This window comes from Pseudomonas sp. GL_090 (genome assembly GCF_057837765.1).
Map to the genome: position 1 here is coordinate 1,603,260 of NZ_CM174452.1, position 16,650 is coordinate 1,619,909.

Sequence of the window (16,650 nt, forward strand, 5' to 3'; positions counted from 1 at the left end):
CCGGCGTCAGTCCTGATGAAATAGCGCTGATTCCCGCTTTGAGTAGTCAGGTAGCCATTCGGGTAAGCAACCTGAGCAAGTGCTTTCAAATATATGAAAAGCCCAGCGACAGACTGTTGCAGATGTTAGCTCGTGGCTTCAAGAAATATTATCGTGAATTCTGGGCTTTGAAGGACGTTTCGTTCGAGGTCAGAAAGGGCGAGACCGTGGGTATCGTCGGCCGTAATGGCAGTGGCAAATCAACGCTGTTACAAATGATTTGCGGCACATTGAATCCCAGCGGTGGGGATATCAAGGTCGACGGTCGGATCGCAGCGCTTTTGGAGCTTGGTTCAGGTTTTAATCCCGAGTTTACCGGGCGTGAAAATGTTTATATGAACGCCGCTGTACTCGGTCTCACAAAAAAAGAAATCGATGCCCGTTACGCAGAAATCGAAGCGTTTGCCGATATAGGCCAGTTTATCGATCAGCCCGTAAAAACATACTCCAGCGGTATGTCGGTTCGATTGGCGTTTGCCGTGGCGATAAACTCGGATCCTGAAGTGCTCGTCGTTGATGAGGCCCTGTCGGTAGGCGATGAATTGTTTCAGCGTAAGTGCTTTTCGCGGATTGAAAGTATCAAGGCCAAAGGCACGACCATTTTGTTTGTGTCGCACTCTGGCAATATTGTCGTGGAGCTTTGCGATAGAGCAATTCTGATGGATGCTGGAGAATTGCTGTTGGTGGGCGAGCCAAAAGAGATTATCGGTAAATATCAGCAATTGCTCTATGCGCCACAGGAAAAGCGGGCTGAAATTCGTTCTGATATCGCGCTGGCTGCAGTTGTTCCTGTATTGGGTGTCGATACGGCTTTGCCGGTACCAGTGAAAGAAGCTGAAGACTATTTCGATGCTGGATTGAAGTCCGACTGCATGATCGAAACGGACTCACAAGGTGCCCACATTCAGAATCCAGGGATAAAGACGCTGGACGGTCGTCCGGTCAATACGCTGGTGCGTGGTCGAAAATACAAATATAGCTATCAAGTGCATTTTTCCCAGTCAGCGACGTTGGTCAGATTTGGTACGGTAATAAAGACAAAGTCAGGTTTTCCACTAGGCGGTGTTTTGTCGGTGCCTTCGCAAGATCTAACCATTCCCTATGTCAGTGCCGGTACAGTAATTGACGTGGAGTTTGAGTTTAATTGTATCTTGAGTTCGGGAGTGTACTTTTTTAATGCCGGAACATTTGGTGCGCTCGGGCAGGATGAAACCGTATTGCATCGGTTGATCGATGCCGTGGCATTTCGCGTGCTGCCGATAAAGCAGGACATAGTGACGGAAATCATTGATTTTGGCTTTTCTCCTAGGGTTTTGATAAATGATTAACTTTTTCTCGGGGCTTCTGGTTTCCAGCCCTAACGAAGGCGGTTTGTTTTTAGTCAATGAAAATAAAGTTCATAAGCTGGATGGCACTAGTGCGACAGGCTTGGGACGTGCTTCCAGGCACTTTGTAAGAGGACTGCAACCTGGCACTTTGTTGATTCACGGCGAGCAGACACTTGAGGTAACCGAGTCGACTGTAAAGTTTCATGATATTCACGATGCGCTAATCGTCGACGCTCATATTTATATCGTTGCCACGACCGGGAACGAAATTGTCAAGTTGAGCCTTGATGGCGAAGAAGAGCAGCGTTGGGTCTTTCCTGGTGAGAATGACTCGCTGCACATAAACTGTCTCGCTGTTTGGGGGGGGGCTGTTGTATTTTCTGCGTTCGGAAAATTTGCCGAACATCGGGGCTACAAAGGTCATACCCGGAATTCGGGCTACGTACAAGATTTGAATACCGGAACGCATTTGGTCACTGGGCTTTCACAACCCCACAGTCTCACTGCGTTTGGTGAGAACCTTCTGATCGCTAATTCTGAAGAGCAAGGGCTTTGTGAATACTCTCCGGCAGGTGAATTGCTCCGCTCCAGGGCGCTGGGAGGATATGCACGAGGTATCTGCGTAAGCGAAAAGTACATTTATGTCGGTCTAAGCAAGTCGAGAAATATCAGTACGAACGGTGTCGAAACGGCAACGCTCCTCTGCCTGGATGTTCACTCGTGGGAGGAGTTGGATCGTATACAGATTCCTAGTGCCGAGATTTACTCGATTGAACTGATCTCTGATCAGGCCGAGTTATTGAACCTCGTTGCTAAAATTTCGAGTAGTACTGCATCAAGGTACTCAGCCACGATTACTCAGCAGGCAAACCAGATTGGTGACCTCGGCGAGATCCTCGGCGAAAAGGAACGGAATGTCGAGGGACTAGGTAGAATAGTCGCTGAGCGCGAAAAACATATTGAAATACTGAAAGAATCGGTACTGGCTTCCGAAAATCAAATACACCACCTTAGCCAATCCATTGGCGAGCGCGACCAAAGGTTGGTGGAATCGAAGCAGCTCTTGAGTGAGCGGGAGGCGCAGATTCGGACGATCGAGGCTTTGGTGCTGGAGCGCGATGCGAAAGTTATTCAACTGAATCAGCTCGTCGAAAGCCGGGAAGCCGAACTGTCGGATCAGGGCGTGATGCTGAAGCAGCGCGATAGCAAGATTGCCGAGATCAATGACGCTCTACTCATGCGTGATCAGCAAATAGCCAACCTTGACCAAAGTCTTGTCGCTCGGGATAAAAATCTGTTCGACCTGAGTGCAACCAGAGGCGAAGAGCAGGAACGACTAAGGGTGCTTGACCGCCTGTTGCTCGAGAAGGAAAACCAGATTGCGAGTCTTGACCAGAATCTTGTCGAGCGTGATATCAGGCTGACGGAGCTCAATCAAGCATTGAGCGATGCACAGGAAAAACTGGCGGAACTCGACGAGTTACTGCTCCAGCAAGATCAGCAAATTGCTAGCCTGGATGCCGAAAAAGACAAGAGTCTGTCTGAGTCGAGTGAAGCTTTGATTGAGGGGCAGTTGAAGCTCAAAGCGCTCGAAAAATTATTGCTTGAGCATGAGGAGCATACTGTAAGCCTCATTCAAGCGTTGGCTGAACAAGCTGAGCATCTTTCAACTTCTAATGAGGCTCGCTCTGTGCGTGATGCCCAAGTTACCAACCTGAATAACCAGATTTTTGCAAGCGCTGAAAAAATTGCGCGCCTCGAACAGAGCTTAGCCGATGTCGATAAGAGGCTGCTGGACCACGAAGCTCAAAAGGAAGAGGTCGTTCGTCGCGGACAGTGGGCACTCAGGTTGACCGAAGAGCTAAAAGAAGCTCGGGAGCGAATTGCAGAGCTGGAAGGTAGCAGTTCTTGGCGTTTGACCTTGCCACTTCGCGAAATTAGCCGTTGGGTGTTTTCGCCGATCAAACAGATCAAGCGTTACATCAAGTTTTTGCTCAGGAACGTTAAGCGGGTATATCAGAAATTACCGTTCAGCCCGAAAACCAAGGCGTCACATAGAAATTTATTGATTAATAAATTTCCGTCCGTGATTGCGGCGGCAGATGTTCAGGTTGAATACAAGCAGCTCTCGATCGAGCCTTCGATATTGAATGAAGGTTTCGCTGAATGCGCAGAAGGTTCGTTCGGCGAAATAAGCATCGAGACCTCGTTGCAACCGCTCGTCTCTATCATTGTACCTATCTACGGTAAGTGTGATTACACGCTGCGCTGCCTGGCTTCTGTGGCTGAAAACACCACTGGGATTCCTTTTGAAGTCATCGTTGTCGACGATTGCTCGCCGGATAACTCCGTTGAGCTGCTTAAGGCAGTAAACGGAATTCGCCTGGTTTGCAACGAAGTTAATCAGGGCTTCATTCGCTCTTGCAATAATGGTGCACTTGCAGCTAAAGGAAAGTATTTGTGTTTCCTGAACAACGATACAAAAGTGTTGCCTCGCTGGCTCGATGAGCTGCTCAGGACTTTTCAGGAGTTCCCAGGTACCGGGCTGGCAGGTTCGAAGCTTATTTACCCGGATGGTACTCTGCAAGAAGCCGGTGGGATAATCTGGCAAGATGGCAGTGCGTGGAATTTTGGTAGAAACCAGAATCCGGACTTGCCTGTCTATAACTATGCGCGCGAAGTTGATTACTGCTCAGGGGCTTCGATTCTAGTCCCGAAAGATCTATTCGAAGAGTTGGGCGGTTTTGATGAACATTATTTGCCAGCCTATTGTGAGGATGCCGATCTGGCTCTGAAGATCAGGGATCGGGGCTATCGTGTTATCTATCAACCGCTTTCAGTCGTAGTGCATTATGAGGGTGTGACTTCGGGGCGGGATGAAACCCAGGGAGCCAAGTCCTATCAGGTTGTGAACATGCAAAAAATGTTCGCTCGCTGGAAGGAACGTCTGCAGACATATCAAAAGAACGGGCAAAACCTTGATCTTGCAAAGGATCGTATGGCCACTCGACGGGTTTTGATTCTGGATCACTGCACCCCAACGCCCAATGAAGATGCTGGTTCGGTATTGGCTTTCAATACGTTCTTGCTGCTGCGTGAAATGGGCTTCCAGGTAACGTTTATTCCGGAAGATAATTTCCTGTATATGCCGGGCTACACTGAAGCTCTGCAACGAGTAGGCATCGAAGTGCTTTACAGGCCTTATGTCAAGACGGTTGAAGAGCATTTGCTGGAAGCCAAGGATCGTTATGATCTTGTTTACCTGTTGCGCCCTAAAGTAGTTGAGCGAAATCTGGAACTGGTTCGCAAGCACTGCCCCCGTGCCAAGGTCTTGTATCATACGGTAGACCTGCATTTCCTGAGAATGGAGCGCGAGGCCAAGTTGCTGGATGATCCGGCAAAGGCCATTGCAGCTAAAGACATGAAGGAAGTGGAGTTCTCGGCAATCAAGGGCGCGGATGCTGCAATTGTGGTCAGCACAAATGAACTTGAATTATTGCGCCCTCAACTGCCGAATGAAAAAATCCATTTGTTCCCTTTGATCATGGACGTCACAGGTACTGAAGTAGGCTACAAGGCTAGACGAGACATCCTGTTTGTTGGCGGTTACCAGCACACTCCAAACGTCGATGCCGTTCAGTATTTTGTTGCCGAGGTCATGCCGTTTTTGCGAGAGCGATTGCCAGGTGTGCGCTTCTACGCGGTTGGCAGTAAGCCGCCGGCAGAAATTTTGGCGCTCGAAAGTGAAGACGTAGTCATCACCGGTTTTGTCGAAGACTTGCCACCACTGCTGGACAAGATGCGGGTGTCCGTCGCACCTCTGCGCTACGGTGCCGGTATCAAGGGCAAAATCGGTACATCAATGGCTCACGGTTTGCCAGTTGTAGCTACATCGTTGGCGGCAGAGGGAATGTTGCTGACGGCCGATAAAAATATTCTTGTGGCCGACGATGCTGAAGCTTTCGCCGAAGCGATTGTACGGGTCTATGAAAATGAATCGCTTTGGAATGAGTTGAGCGAGTCGGGGCAACGCTTCGCACTGCAGGAATGGGGAGTAGAAGCCGCGTGGGTATCACTAAGCAATATTCTTGATGATATCGGCTTCAGCACAACCCGCTCCCAGTTGCCGCTAAGTTCGTACTCGTTCGCCGAGAAAAACCTGGCATAAAGTTTTTACGCCTCTTGGTCGATGTTTGAGTTGTTAGGGCTTAACAACTCAAGCATTGAGGCCTGTGGTGAGCTCTGTAGAGGTGGCCTGTAGTGAAGTGCAGGTTTGTTGGAAGGACGAGCTGTTGTTTGGCTTATTGGCACTGGGTAGGGATTGATGCGTAGTCTAAATTCTATAAGTGATGTCTATCGGCCAGATATTGATGGTTTGCGAGCAATCGCTGTCTTGTCCGTAGTGCTCTATCATGCCGGGCTTAATGTTTTCAGTGGCGGCTTCGTAGGCGTCGATATATTTTTTGTCATTAGTGGTTTTTTGATCACTCGGCTTCTTTTGAACGAAATTGAAGAAAAGGGCAAGCTGGATTTCGGACGGTTTTATCTGCGTCGTGCCAGGCGGTTATTGCCGGCCTTCTTTTTTACATTGACCTGTTCCGGCTTTTTCGCAGTTCTTGTGTTTTCTCCTCAACTGTTGGAAAGCTTTGGTGGTTCGCTGATCAACGCTGTTTTTTCGATTTCCAATATCTATTTTTTTTCAAATAGTGGTTACTTTGATACGGACTCTGCTCTGAAGCCGTTGCTGCATACATGGTCACTAGGGGTTGAAGAGCAATTTTACATGCTCTGGCCAATATTTCTTTGTCTGTTGGCTCCGCGAAAATGGCTAGCCCCTGTTGCGGTAGTCGTGGTGGGTTTGATTAGCCTTTATTTCGCACAGTCGATGTTGGCGAAGCATCCTGACGCTGTGTTTTTTTTGATGCCTTTTAGGGTCTTCGAGTTTTCAATCGGGGCTATTACGGTCTGGTTGTTGCGGGTTCAGATAAAAAACAAGATTGCTTTGGAGTTTTTGTTTTGTGGTGGGGTTGCTTTATTAATATATTCAATCTTTTTCTATAGTGAAAAAACACAATTTCCTGGTGTTAATGCATTGCTTCCGTGTGTTGGCGCGGCACTGTGTATTTATGCAGGTAATGTGAGCATCGCCGGTAAATTGCTGAGTAACAGGTTGTTCGTAGCAATTGGCTTGATTAGCTATTCGTTGTATTTGGCCCATTGGCCGGTCGTTGTGTTTTATAGATATTGTTTCGGTGGCTCTGCACTGTCTGTATTGGAAGCCTGTCTGCTTACAGTCGCTTCATTTGCCATTGCCATATTTATGTATTATTCCATCGAAAAGCCTTTCAGACGAGGTGGGGCTACCCATTCGAGCTTTTTAACAGGCGGTGCGTTCGTTGCGCTTTCGATTAGTTTTTTGGCAGTTTCAATGTGGGCGCAAGAAGGCTGGGGATGGCGTGACTGGGCTACTTCGGGCAGCATTTCCAGTGAAACTGTCAAAAACGGTAAACAAGAGCGATTTAAAATCAGGCAGGAAATTTGCGTACGTAAAGGCTGGGCTGAATGCGATAGCTTGATTTCGGGGCGAGTCAATGCGTTGATCCTGGGTGATAGCCATGCAATTGATGCATTGAATGCTTTTGAAAAAATATATCCGGATCACAGTTTTGTGATGTCGGAGTTGGGTGGGTGTCCGCCGTATCGCGATATAGAAAAAATTACGCAGCCTAATTATCCTGGTCGTGAAAATTGTAAGAAACTGAACGCCGGCAGGTTTGATGTCGAATATTTGAAAAAGTTTGATTATATTGTAATCAATCTTCTTTTTACTTGGTATACGCCTGAGTATTTGCGTGAATATCTTGATTTTCTCAAAGAGAATGAAATCAAGAAGGTTGTCGTCATTGGCGACTACCTGGTTATGAAGAAAGATATGTACGAACTGCTGAATGACTATGGTTTCAATTCCAAGGCGCTGTCGGAGTGGGTCGACCAAAGTAATAACGTCGAATCGGTATTGAAGTCGGAAGTGAGTGAAGACGGTTATTTTTACTTGAGTAAGCGGGCGGCACTTTGCAAGGGTGATGTTTGCGAAATGTTTGATAGTAACAAGGTTCCTTATACTTACGATAAAGATCACTTATCCTATGAGTTTGCTGCACGGCTTGCTATCGGCGAAAAAGACTCTCTAGATCAATATTTGGGGCTTGACGGAAATCGCGAGGCCGGAACGTTAAATGTTGCTGCTAAAACAGCTGCGACCGTGGTGAGGTCTGATTTGCGGAGCGTGCATCCGGCAAAAGCCTCGATGATATCGTTAATCCCGGCATCTATAAGCTCATGTCAGGGCGCTGCAACGGTCAAGGTGCGGTGGGATGTCCATGGTCAAAGTGGTGTCAGCCAAACGGCTGAGGTCTGGGTAAGGGATGTCAATGGCAAGGAAAAGTTATTTTTTTCCGGGCATAATGCGGGAGAGAGGAATACGGGGGCTTGGGCTCGCCCTGGCATCTTGTTTACGCTAAAAGATGCAAGTAATGGGGCTGTCTTGGATAGTGTCGAGTTAGAGGGGCAAGCCTGTGTCAGGTCTTGAATATGCCCGGGGCTTTTGCGTGTGCATTGTGCCGCGTTCAAAGCGCATGAGGTCACTAAAATTGAAAATTCCAACATGAAAAAACTTCTTGTTACAGGTTTGACCGGCTTTGTCGGCGGGCATCTCCAAGCGCTGTTAGCGACAACTGAAGTTGGATCGTGGCAGGTACTTGCACCTAAGCCTTATAATCTGCTGGATAGTGCTTCTCTGGATGCCTGGCTGCAGGAAGAGTGTCCCGATGCTGTCGTTCACCTGGCCGGACAGACCTTCGTTCCTGAGGCATTTCGTGATCCGCAGCGGACACTGCAGATTAATTTGCTGGGTACGTTGAACTTGCTGCAAGCGCTCAAGCGCCGCGGCTTTTGCGGCACTTTTCTATATGTCAGCTCGGGTGACGTTTATGGTCAGGTCGAGGAAAAGAACCTGCCGATCAGTGAGTGTCTGGCACCACGCCCGCGTAATCCCTATGCCGTGAGCAAGGTTGCTGCCGAACTGCTTTGCCAGCAGTGGAGTTATAGCGAACCTTGGCGAATTGTTATTGCCCGTCCGTTTAATCATATCGGTCCGGGGCAGGGTGAATCTTTCGTTATTCCGAGTATGGCGCGCCAACTGATTCGCGTGCGCCAAGGCTTGCAGCCGGCCCAATTGGAGGTCGGTGATGTTGATGTAACCCGTGACTTTCTCGATGTTCGTGATGTGCTACAGGCCTATCTGGGGTTGTTGGAACATGGACGTAACGGTGAAATTTACAACGTCTGCTCGGGAGTGGAGTGGCGAGTGCGCGATCTGATCATGCAAATGGCTGGTTTGACCGGAGTTGAGGTTGAACTGGTACAGGACGCAAGTCGATTGCGTTTGTCTGAACAGCGCAGAGTCGTTGGCTGTTCAAACAAATTACAAAAAGAAACTGGGTGGAAGCCTGGAGTGTCAATCACGAAAACTCTTCAGAGTGTGCTCTCTGAATGGGAAGCAAGAGAACTAAAAAATGTCTAAATCTGCATTGATTACTGGTGTTACCGGGCAGGACGGCGCTTACCTGGCCAAGATGTTGCTCGAAAAGGGTTACGAGGTTCACGGTCTCGTGGCAAGACGTAGTAGCGATACGCGCTGGCGGTTGCGTGAACTGGGCGTTGAGGATCAGATTCGCTATCACGAAGGCGATCTGGCCGACGCCTGTTCGATTCAGCGCGCCGTAATCAAATCCAAGCCTGATGAAATCTATAACCTTGGTGCTCAGAGCTTTGTCGGTAGCTCTTGGGACCAGCCGGTAACAACGGCTGTTGTAGATGGTCTGGGCGTTACGCATTTGCTTGAAGCCATCCGCCAGTTTTCACCGGAGACGCGTTTTTACCAGGCATCGACCAGCGAGATGTTTGGTTTGATTCAGGCCGAGCGCCAGGACGAGAACACTCCGTTCTATCCGCGTAGCCCCTATGGCGTGGCCAAGCTTTATGGCCACTGGATTACCGTTAACTATCGTGAGAGCTTTGGCCTGCACGCTTCCAGCGGGATCCTGTTCAACCATGAGTCGCCACTGCGCGGCATTGAATTTGTCACCCGAAAGGTTACTGATGCTGTCGCGCGGATCTCGCTGGGCAAGCAGAAAGAACTGCGACTGGGCAATATCGACGCTAAGCGTGACTGGGGCTTTGCCGGTGATTACGTCGAAGCCATGTGGTTGATGCTGCAACAAGAACAAGCCGACGATTACGTGGTAGCTACCGGTGTAACCACCACAGTACGTGATATGTGCAAACTGGCCTTCGAGCATGTTGGTTTGAACTATCAGGATTATGTTGTCATTGATCCGCAATTTTTCCGCCCTGCCGAGGTTGAAGTGTTGTTGGGTAATCCAGGCAAGGCCGAGCAGAAACTTGGCTGGGCGCCAAAAACCAGTTTGAACACTTTGATTCAGATGATGGTTGAAGCTGACCTGCGCCGCGTTGGTAGGGAGTAAGTCCCATGATTATCCCCGTCATTCTTTCCGGTGGCGCCGGCACCCGTTTGTGGCCCGTGTCGCGCGAGGATCATCCGAAACCCTTTATGCGTTTACCGGGTGGTCAGACGCTGCTCGAGAAAACCTACCTGCGCGCCGCCAGTTTGATTGCCGAGGGTGGTGAAATTGTTACGGTGACCAACCGTGAACACTACTTCGAGAGCCGTGATCATTTCACCAGTACCAAGCTTGGCCATCACCAGGCGCGCTTTCTGCTGGAGCCTCAAGGTCGCAATACCGCATCGGCACTTGCCGTGGCTGCTTTGGTACTGGCCGAAGAGCAGGGTGACGATGCGGTAATGGTGGTAATGGCCGCCGATCACCTGATCCATGATTTGCCCGGGTTCAAGGTTGCTACCGAGCAAGCCGTAGCGCTGGCTCGACAAGGCTATCTGGTCACCTACGGAATTCGCCCTACCGCGCCAGAAACCGGCTTTGGTTATATCGAGGCTGGAGAGGGACTGGATGAAAGTGGTGGTTGTCGGGTAGTGCGTTTCGTCGAGAAGCCTGATCAGGTCACTGCGCAAGAGTATCTTGATAGCGGCTGTTTTCTCTGGAACTCGGGGATGTTCTGCTTCACCACCGGGGGGCTGATCAGCCAATTGCAAGAGCATGCGCCTGAGCTGCTCGAGCTGGCCCGTGCTTGTGTCGCGCAAAGCCCGCGTTCGACGGGAGCCAATTCGCAAATGCACGAGTTGCACGCGCAAAGTTTTGCGGCCATGCCTGATATTTCCATCGACTATGCGTTGATGGAGCGTTCAGCCAAGGTGGCGGTGGTTCCAGGGATATTCGACTGGAACGACATTGGCTCATGGACCGCACTTCGCGATCTGGTGGAGTCTGACGCAGAGCAAAACCGTGCTCAGTGCGATGCAATCTTTATCGATAGTCGCAACACTTTTGTACAGAGCCAAGGGCGCCTGGTTGCAACTGTCGGTGTAGATAATCTGATCGTGGTGGAGACTGCTGACGCCGTGCTCGTTGCGCATGCCGATCGGGCGCAAGAGGTAAGACAGGTTGCCAAGCGTCTGAAGTTGCAGAACCATCAGGCTTATCGCCTGCATCGTACAGTGTCTCGTCCCTGGGGCACTTATACCGTGCTAGAGGAAGGTCCACGCTTCAAGATCAAGCGCATTGTGGTTAAACCCGGCGCGGCACTGTCACTGCAGATGCATCACCACCGCAGTGAGCACTGGATCGTAGTGCAGGGCATGGCCAAGGTAGTCAATGGCGGCGAAACTCGATTGATCAATACCAATGAGTCGACTTTTATTCCCGCGGGGCACCAACATCGCCTGGAAAATCCTGGCGTTATTGATCTGATGATGATCGAAGTGCAAAGCGGTGAGTATCTGGGTGAAGACGATATTGTGCGTTTCGAAGACCAATACGGACGGGTTCAGTAATGGTGGATGGATTCTTGACTGTTCCTATGGCAACGAATCCGTCAACGCCAACCCGGATGATTTCTCGGCTCTCATGGGAAGTGAAAAGCCGGGTAAGCAATTCTGGAAGTGCTCGCAATAGTAAGTTTTATTGAAGTTATTTTAATCAATTAAAGAGGTGATTTGTGCGCGTAAAAGTTCTAGTACTCTCAGTCCTGACATTGGCTTTGGTTGCATGCGGTGGGGATAATGTCCCGAAAAAGACAGAGGTCGCCAGGGCCGAAATAAAAGCGGGCCAGAATTTTGGTATCATCAAAGTGACTCGTGACTCTTCTGGCGAACTGAGCTGTTCTGGCTCTGTTGTCAATGTCGCGTGGGATGCCAATAAGCCAGGTGTCGAGCAAAAAAACGCAGAAATACAAATTTGGATTGAGCCAATTGCTGGCGAGCCGATACTCTTCGTTGAAGGTGGGTTGGCAGGTGAAGCCAAAACCGGCAATTGGGTGAATCCTGGGCTTAAGTTCGTTGCTAAATTGAAGAAAGATAATTCAATTGTGGATGAATTTATTGTCGCTGGTAAGAAGTGCTAGTTTTGCGATTTGAGCGTTTAACATGTTTCATGTTTTAGGCTAGGGGGCTGCGCCTTTATAAGATTAATCGGCGCAGCTACTGGGCTTTATGTTTTGCATGAAAGCTTTTGTGGTGAGTAGTGCAAAAAATAGATAAGAAAAATGAAGTTTTGGCTGTTGCGATGCCGCGAAGAGGTCGCCAGGGAAATGCCATAAGATGCTGTAAGGCGCATTGGTTTTTCACTGGTTTAGTGACTTCGAGATTTTGACGGATTTTACATGGTGATATCGCGATTGCTGTTTGTAAGTTTAAAATTTTCCCTGTTTTCAGGGGCTCGGGAGTAGTGAATGAGTGTTCAACCAATATTTGTTATCGGTAGTTATCGCTCCGCAACAAGTCTGATGGGATGGGTGTTGGGGCAGCACTCTAATATCTTTCCTTTGGAAGAAACTCATTATATTTATAAAATGAGTACTGATGCGGCAGCGCAGCATGATCTCGGGACAAAAGGCCTGGCTCGTTCGTTTCTTTTGTCGGCTAACATCTCGCGCAGGTCTTATTGTATTGCGGCCGGGGTCTCCTGCAATGATTTGATCCTCAAGTCGCGTAGCAATATTGTTGAGAATGCTGCACAGCCGCAACATGCGGCGGACGCCTCCGAGTTTGTCAAGTTTTCCACCAGCCCCGACAAGAAGCGCTGGTTGGATGCGACACCAGAAAATGCGCATTTTGTGTACTCGTTGTTACGTATGTTTCCCAATGCAAAATTTATACATATTTTGCGCAATCCGAAGTTGGTGGCGAGCTCTCTGATGAACTTCAGTGGTGTTGGTGCCAATGACTATGAAGAGGAAAATGCCTACAATACCTGGACGCGCCTGGTGACTGCATGCCAACTTGCAGAGAAAGCCTTTGGCACCGACGTAGTAAAGCGAATTTATTATGATGATATTGTTGCAAATCCGGAACAGGTCGTCAGGGAGTGTCTCGAATTTGTTGGTGAAGCCTATCAGGCTGATTGCTTGGGGCCATTTTCGCTGAAGGTGAACTCGTCCAAACATAAGCAGCCAATGGATATTTCCATCGAAGGCAATATTAACGACTCCAGGCTTTATGTAAGAAAAGCTTTCCTACTCTATCAGCAGTTACTGCAAGATAAGGAAATCGCGCCCAGAGGGGATCTGGAAGCGCTGCGTCTATGCAAGTCTCAAGATGCAGATTATATTTTTTCACGGAGTCAAAAGGGTATCGCAGATTACAATGCTAATGTAACCCGCCTATATGCCGAAAATCAGCGGCTGAAAGCTGAAAGTGTACAACTTAAATCTGATTTGATGCGGGCGAGCCTGGAGGTTATTGATTGGGGGCCAAAAGAGATCTATGCAGGGCAACCGTTCAATGCTCAAGCGAATGGGGCTTCAGCCCTCTGGCTTAAGGTTCGTGGCGTTGTAGATGATGTCCAGGTTGAGCTGGGTGGAAATGTATTGCCTGCGGTATTGTCCAAGGACTTCAGTGTAATCACTCTCGAAGTGCTCCCCAGCTTGACCTGTACGCCTTGCAGTATGCCGTTGGTATTAAAAAGTAAAGCAAGTGGCGACATTGTCGGCGGTATTGAGTTATCAATTTTGCCGGTTGCCGAAGATGAGGGCCATGCGTTCGAAAGCCTGGAAGTGGCGACGTGACAAAAGGGTGTTTCATGGGATTCCTCCCATAGAAATTACTGCGCGTTTTTCGTCGACAGTTGCGCCAAGTTTCCAAAGGCGTTTTTAAACCGGATGGAGTAGGTGCCATGGAAGGAAACTACTGATCGAGTCAGGGGGGCTGCCTGCCGTCCCTGACTCGATAATCACTATTGAGCAATGGGCTGCACGGTTATGATTTTATAGTTTCTACGACTTTTGCGATCGTTTCTCTAATCGTCATTCCGTCTGAGCCCACCTCAACCTCTGCCGCAAGCGGCGCCTCATAAGGACTCCCCACCCCCGACAAATTCGGTAGTTGCCCCGCCCGGGCTTTCTTGTACAGCCCCTTCACATCCCGCTGCTCGCAGACCTCCAACGGTGTGTTGACGTAGACCTCGACAAAATTCTCTTCCCCGATCAGTTCCCGTGCCATCTGCCGCTCTCTCCTGAACGGTGAAATGAATGCAGTCATGACCACCAACCCGGCATCCATCATCAGCTTGGCCACTTCGGCGATTCGGCGGATGTTTTCTACGCGGTCGGCATCGGTGAAGCCGAGGTCTTTGTTCAGGCCCTGGCGGACGTTGTCGCCGTCAAGCAGGTAGGTGCGATAACCACTGGCGTGCAGTTCGACTTCGAGGGCATTGGCCAGTGTCGATTTGCCCGAACCGGACAGGCCGGTGAACCAGATGACCTTGCCCTTGTGGCCGTTGAGTTTCTCGCGGTTTTCGCGGCTGATCGAGAGGGCCTGTTTATGCACGTTCTGCGCGCGTCGCAGGCTGTGGGTGATCATGCCGGCGGCAACCGTGGCGTTGCTGATGCGATCGACCAGGATGAAGCTGCCAAGGGTCTTCGAGTATTGATAGCTGTCGTAGACCATTGGTTTGCTGATGGCGAGCGTACACACGCTGATATCGTTCAGCAGTAGTTGGGTGCTGGCGTCGTGGGCCAGGGTGTTGATGTCCACCCGGTATTTGATGGTGGTGATGGAGGCGCTGGCCCATTGCGAGGCAAGCTTGATGTCGTAGTTGCGGCCGTGCAGCCCGGCTTCTTCGTCCATCCACACCAGCGTTGCTTCAAACTGGTCGGTGGTTTCCAGCGGGTTCTTGCTCAGTGAAATGATGTCGCCGCGAGATGCATCGATTTCCCGGTCGAGCTTCAAGGTGACGGCGTCGCCGCGCTCGGCCTGTTGCATCGAGCCGTCCATGCTGACAATTTCCGCCACCGTTGCGGTTTGACCGGAGAGGGTCACGCGGATCTCGTCGCCGACGTTGACCTTGCCTTCGCCAACATAGCCGCTGAACCCGCGGAACGAGGCGTTCGGCCGATTCACCCACTGCACGGGAAACACCAGGCGTTCGGCTTCTGGTGCGGTGATTTGCGCGGTTTCCAGGTAACCCATCAGCGTTGGGCCGTTGTACCACGGCGTGTGGGCCGAGCGCTGGGTGATGTTGTCGCCCTTGAGCGCACTGACAGGAATGGCCGTGACCTTCTCAAAGCCCAGTGTCTGGGTGAATGCCTGGAAGGTCTCGACGATACGCTGGAAGGTGTCCTGATCAAAGTTGACCAGATCCATCTTGTTCACGGCCAGCGCCACGTGACGGATACCCATCAGTGATGTCAGGTAGGCGTGACGCCGGGTCTGGGTCAGCACGCCTTGCCGCGCATCGACAAGGATGATTGCCACGTCGGCAGTGGATGCACCGGTCACCATGTTGCGCGTGTATTGCTCATGGCCCGGCGTATCGGCCACGATGAATTTGCGTTTGGCAGTTGCGAAATACCGGTAGGCCACATCGATCGTGATGCCCTGTTCACGCTCCGCCGACAAGCCGTCGACCAGCAACGCAAAGTCGATGTCAGCACCTTGGGTGCCATATTTTTTCGATTCGTTTTTCAGGGTTGCCAGTTGATCGTCGGTCAATTGCCGGGAGTCCCACAGCAGGCGACCGATCAGGGTGCTTTTGCCGTCGTCGACGCTGCCGCAGGTGATAAAACGCAGCAGGTCCTGGCCTTGTTGCTGTTCGAGGTAAGCCTCAATGGTCGAGGGTTGTTGCGGGGCAATTGCCAGGGCTTTAGGGGACATCAGAAGTATCCTTCTTTCTTTTTCTTTTCCATGCTGGCGGAGCTGTCACTGTCGATGGCTCGGCCTTGCCGTTCGGAATGACTGGAGTCCAGCAACTCAAGCAAAATGTCAGCCACGGTGGTGGCGTTCGATTCCATTGCGCCGGTCAGCGGGTAGCAACCCAGGGTGCGGAAGCGAATGTTCCTGGCTTCGATTTTCTCGCCGGGCAGCAGGGGCATGCGGGCGTCATCGACCATGATGGTCATGCCGTTGCGCACCACGACGGGACGCTCCTTGGCGAAGTACAGGGGGACCAGCGGAATGTTTTCCTGGTAGATGTATTGCCAGATATCAAGCTCGGTCCAGTTGGATAACGGGAACACACGAATGCTCTCGCCCGGTTTTTTTCGCGTGTTGTAGAGGTTCCACAATTCGGGGCGCTGCTGTTTCGGGTCCCATTGGTGGCTCTGGGTGCGGAACGAAAAGATGCGTTCCTTGGCCCGGGATTTCTCTTCATCGCGGCGTGCGCCGCCGAACACCAGGTCGAACTTGTATTTGTCCAGTGCTTGCTTGAGGCCTTCGGTCTTGGTGATGTCGGTGTGCAGTGCCGAACCATGATCAAAGGGGTTGATGCCCTTGCTGATGGCTTCCGGATTGATGTGCACCAGCAGGTCCATACCGCTTTCTCGTGCCATCAGGTCGCGGAAGAGGTACATCTCCTGGAATTTCCAGCGCGTATCGACGTGCAGCAAAGGCAGTGGCGGTGGAGACGGGTAAAAGGCCTTGCGTGCCAGATGCAGCATCACCGCGCTGTCCTTGCCCATCGAGTACAGCATCGCGGGGTTTTCCGCCTCGGCCACCGCCTCGCGAATGATTTGCAGGCTTTCGGCTTCAAGATGCTTGAGGTGGGGCGTGCGCACCTTCAGCATATCGACCGGACCGATCTGGCTGCTTGTGTTCAGTATGGCCGGGTACCCCAGCAGTCCGAACTCAACC

Annotated in this window: 10 protein-coding genes; 8 read left to right on the plus strand and 2 right to left on the minus strand. The window is 50.7% G+C overall.

The genetic code is table 11. From position 1 onward, the window contains the following. Positions 1-38: 38 nt before the first annotated feature. From AC3ITA_RS07150 to AC3ITA_RS07185, 8 genes are all read left to right on the plus strand, one after another. Positions 39-1,367 (plus strand): ABC transporter ATP-binding protein, encoded by a 1,329-nt coding sequence (locus tag AC3ITA_RS07150; RefSeq protein WP_489280756.1) that lies wholly within the window; start codon positions 39-41, stop codon positions 1,365-1,367. Further along, the gene (locus tag AC3ITA_RS07155; protein ID WP_489279863.1) at positions 1,360-5,535 is read left to right on the plus strand and encodes a glycosyltransferase; all 4,176 of its coding nucleotides are present in this window, start codon (positions 1,360-1,362) and stop codon (positions 5,533-5,535) included. Before AC3ITA_RS07150 ends, AC3ITA_RS07155 begins: the two co-directional genes overlap by 8 nt. Positions 5,536-5,691: 156 nt before the next feature. Further along, positions 5,692-7,956, plus strand: coding sequence for an acyltransferase family protein (locus AC3ITA_RS07160; protein WP_150673536.1), 2,265 nt, complete (start codon positions 5,692-5,694; stop codon positions 7,954-7,956). Positions 7,957-8,031: 75 nt separating this feature from the next. Beyond that, the gene (locus AC3ITA_RS07165; protein WP_150673535.1) at positions 8,032-8,949 is read left to right on the plus strand and encodes a GDP-mannose 4,6-dehydratase; all 918 of its coding nucleotides are present in this window, start codon (positions 8,032-8,034) and stop codon (positions 8,947-8,949) included. Continuing rightward, positions 8,942-9,913 (plus strand): GDP-mannose 4,6-dehydratase, encoded by a 972-nt coding sequence (gmd, locus tag AC3ITA_RS07170; RefSeq protein WP_095945341.1) that lies wholly within the window; start codon positions 8,942-8,944, stop codon positions 9,911-9,913. Before AC3ITA_RS07165 ends, gmd begins: the two co-directional genes overlap by 8 nt. A gap of 5 nt (positions 9,914-9,918) precedes the next feature. Continuing rightward, positions 9,919-11,358, plus strand: coding sequence for a mannose-1-phosphate guanylyltransferase/mannose-6-phosphate isomerase (locus tag AC3ITA_RS07175; protein WP_095945340.1), 1,440 nt, complete (start codon positions 9,919-9,921; stop codon positions 11,356-11,358). A gap of 164 nt (positions 11,359-11,522) precedes the next feature. Continuing rightward, on the plus strand, positions 11,523-11,927 hold the full coding sequence (locus AC3ITA_RS07180; RefSeq protein WP_150673534.1) for a hypothetical protein: 405 nt from the start codon (positions 11,523-11,525) through the stop codon (positions 11,925-11,927). 327 nt (positions 11,928-12,254) lie between these two features. Beyond that, positions 12,255-13,589: a sulfotransferase family protein gene (locus AC3ITA_RS07185; RefSeq protein WP_095945338.1), complete on the plus strand. Its 1,335-nt coding sequence runs from the start codon at positions 12,255-12,257 to the stop codon at positions 13,587-13,589. Between the two features lie 190 nt (positions 13,590-13,779). On the opposite strand, the gene cysN is transcribed toward AC3ITA_RS07185, so the two are convergent. After that, the gene (cysN, locus tag AC3ITA_RS07190; protein ID WP_489279867.1) at positions 13,780-15,675 is read right to left on the minus strand and encodes a sulfate adenylyltransferase subunit CysN; all 1,896 of its coding nucleotides are present in this window, start codon (positions 15,673-15,675) and stop codon (positions 13,780-13,782) included. Next, a complete protein-coding gene (gene cysD, locus AC3ITA_RS07195; RefSeq protein WP_371918278.1) occupies positions 15,675-16,616 on the minus strand; it encodes a sulfate adenylyltransferase subunit CysD in 942 nt (313 codons plus the stop codon). Before cysD ends, cysN begins: the two co-directional genes overlap by 1 nt. Positions 16,617-16,650 lie beyond the last annotated feature (34 nt).

Bases quoted from the DNA above. Each gene is read 5' to 3' on its own strand.
- AC3ITA_RS07155 (WP_489279863.1), top strand. From the start codon at position 1,360: ATGATTAACTTTTTCTCGGGGCTTCTGGTTTCCAGCCCTAACGAAGGC.
- AC3ITA_RS07160 (WP_150673536.1), top strand. From the start codon at position 5,692: ATGCGTAGTCTAAATTCTATAAGTGATGTCTATCGGCCAGATATTGAT.
- AC3ITA_RS07165 (WP_150673535.1), top strand. From the start codon at position 8,032: ATGAAAAAACTTCTTGTTACAGGTTTGACCGGCTTTGTCGGCGGGCAT.
- gmd (WP_095945341.1), top strand. From the start codon at position 8,942: ATGTCTAAATCTGCATTGATTACTGGTGTTACCGGGCAGGACGGCGCT.
- AC3ITA_RS07175 (WP_095945340.1), top strand. From the start codon at position 9,919: ATGATTATCCCCGTCATTCTTTCCGGTGGCGCCGGCACCCGTTTGTGG.
- AC3ITA_RS07185 (WP_095945338.1), top strand. From the start codon at position 12,255: ATGAGTGTTCAACCAATATTTGTTATCGGTAGTTATCGCTCCGCAACA.
- cysN (WP_489279867.1), bottom strand. From the start codon at position 15,675: ATGTCCCCTAAAGCCCTGGCAATTGCCCCGCAACAACCCTCGACCATT.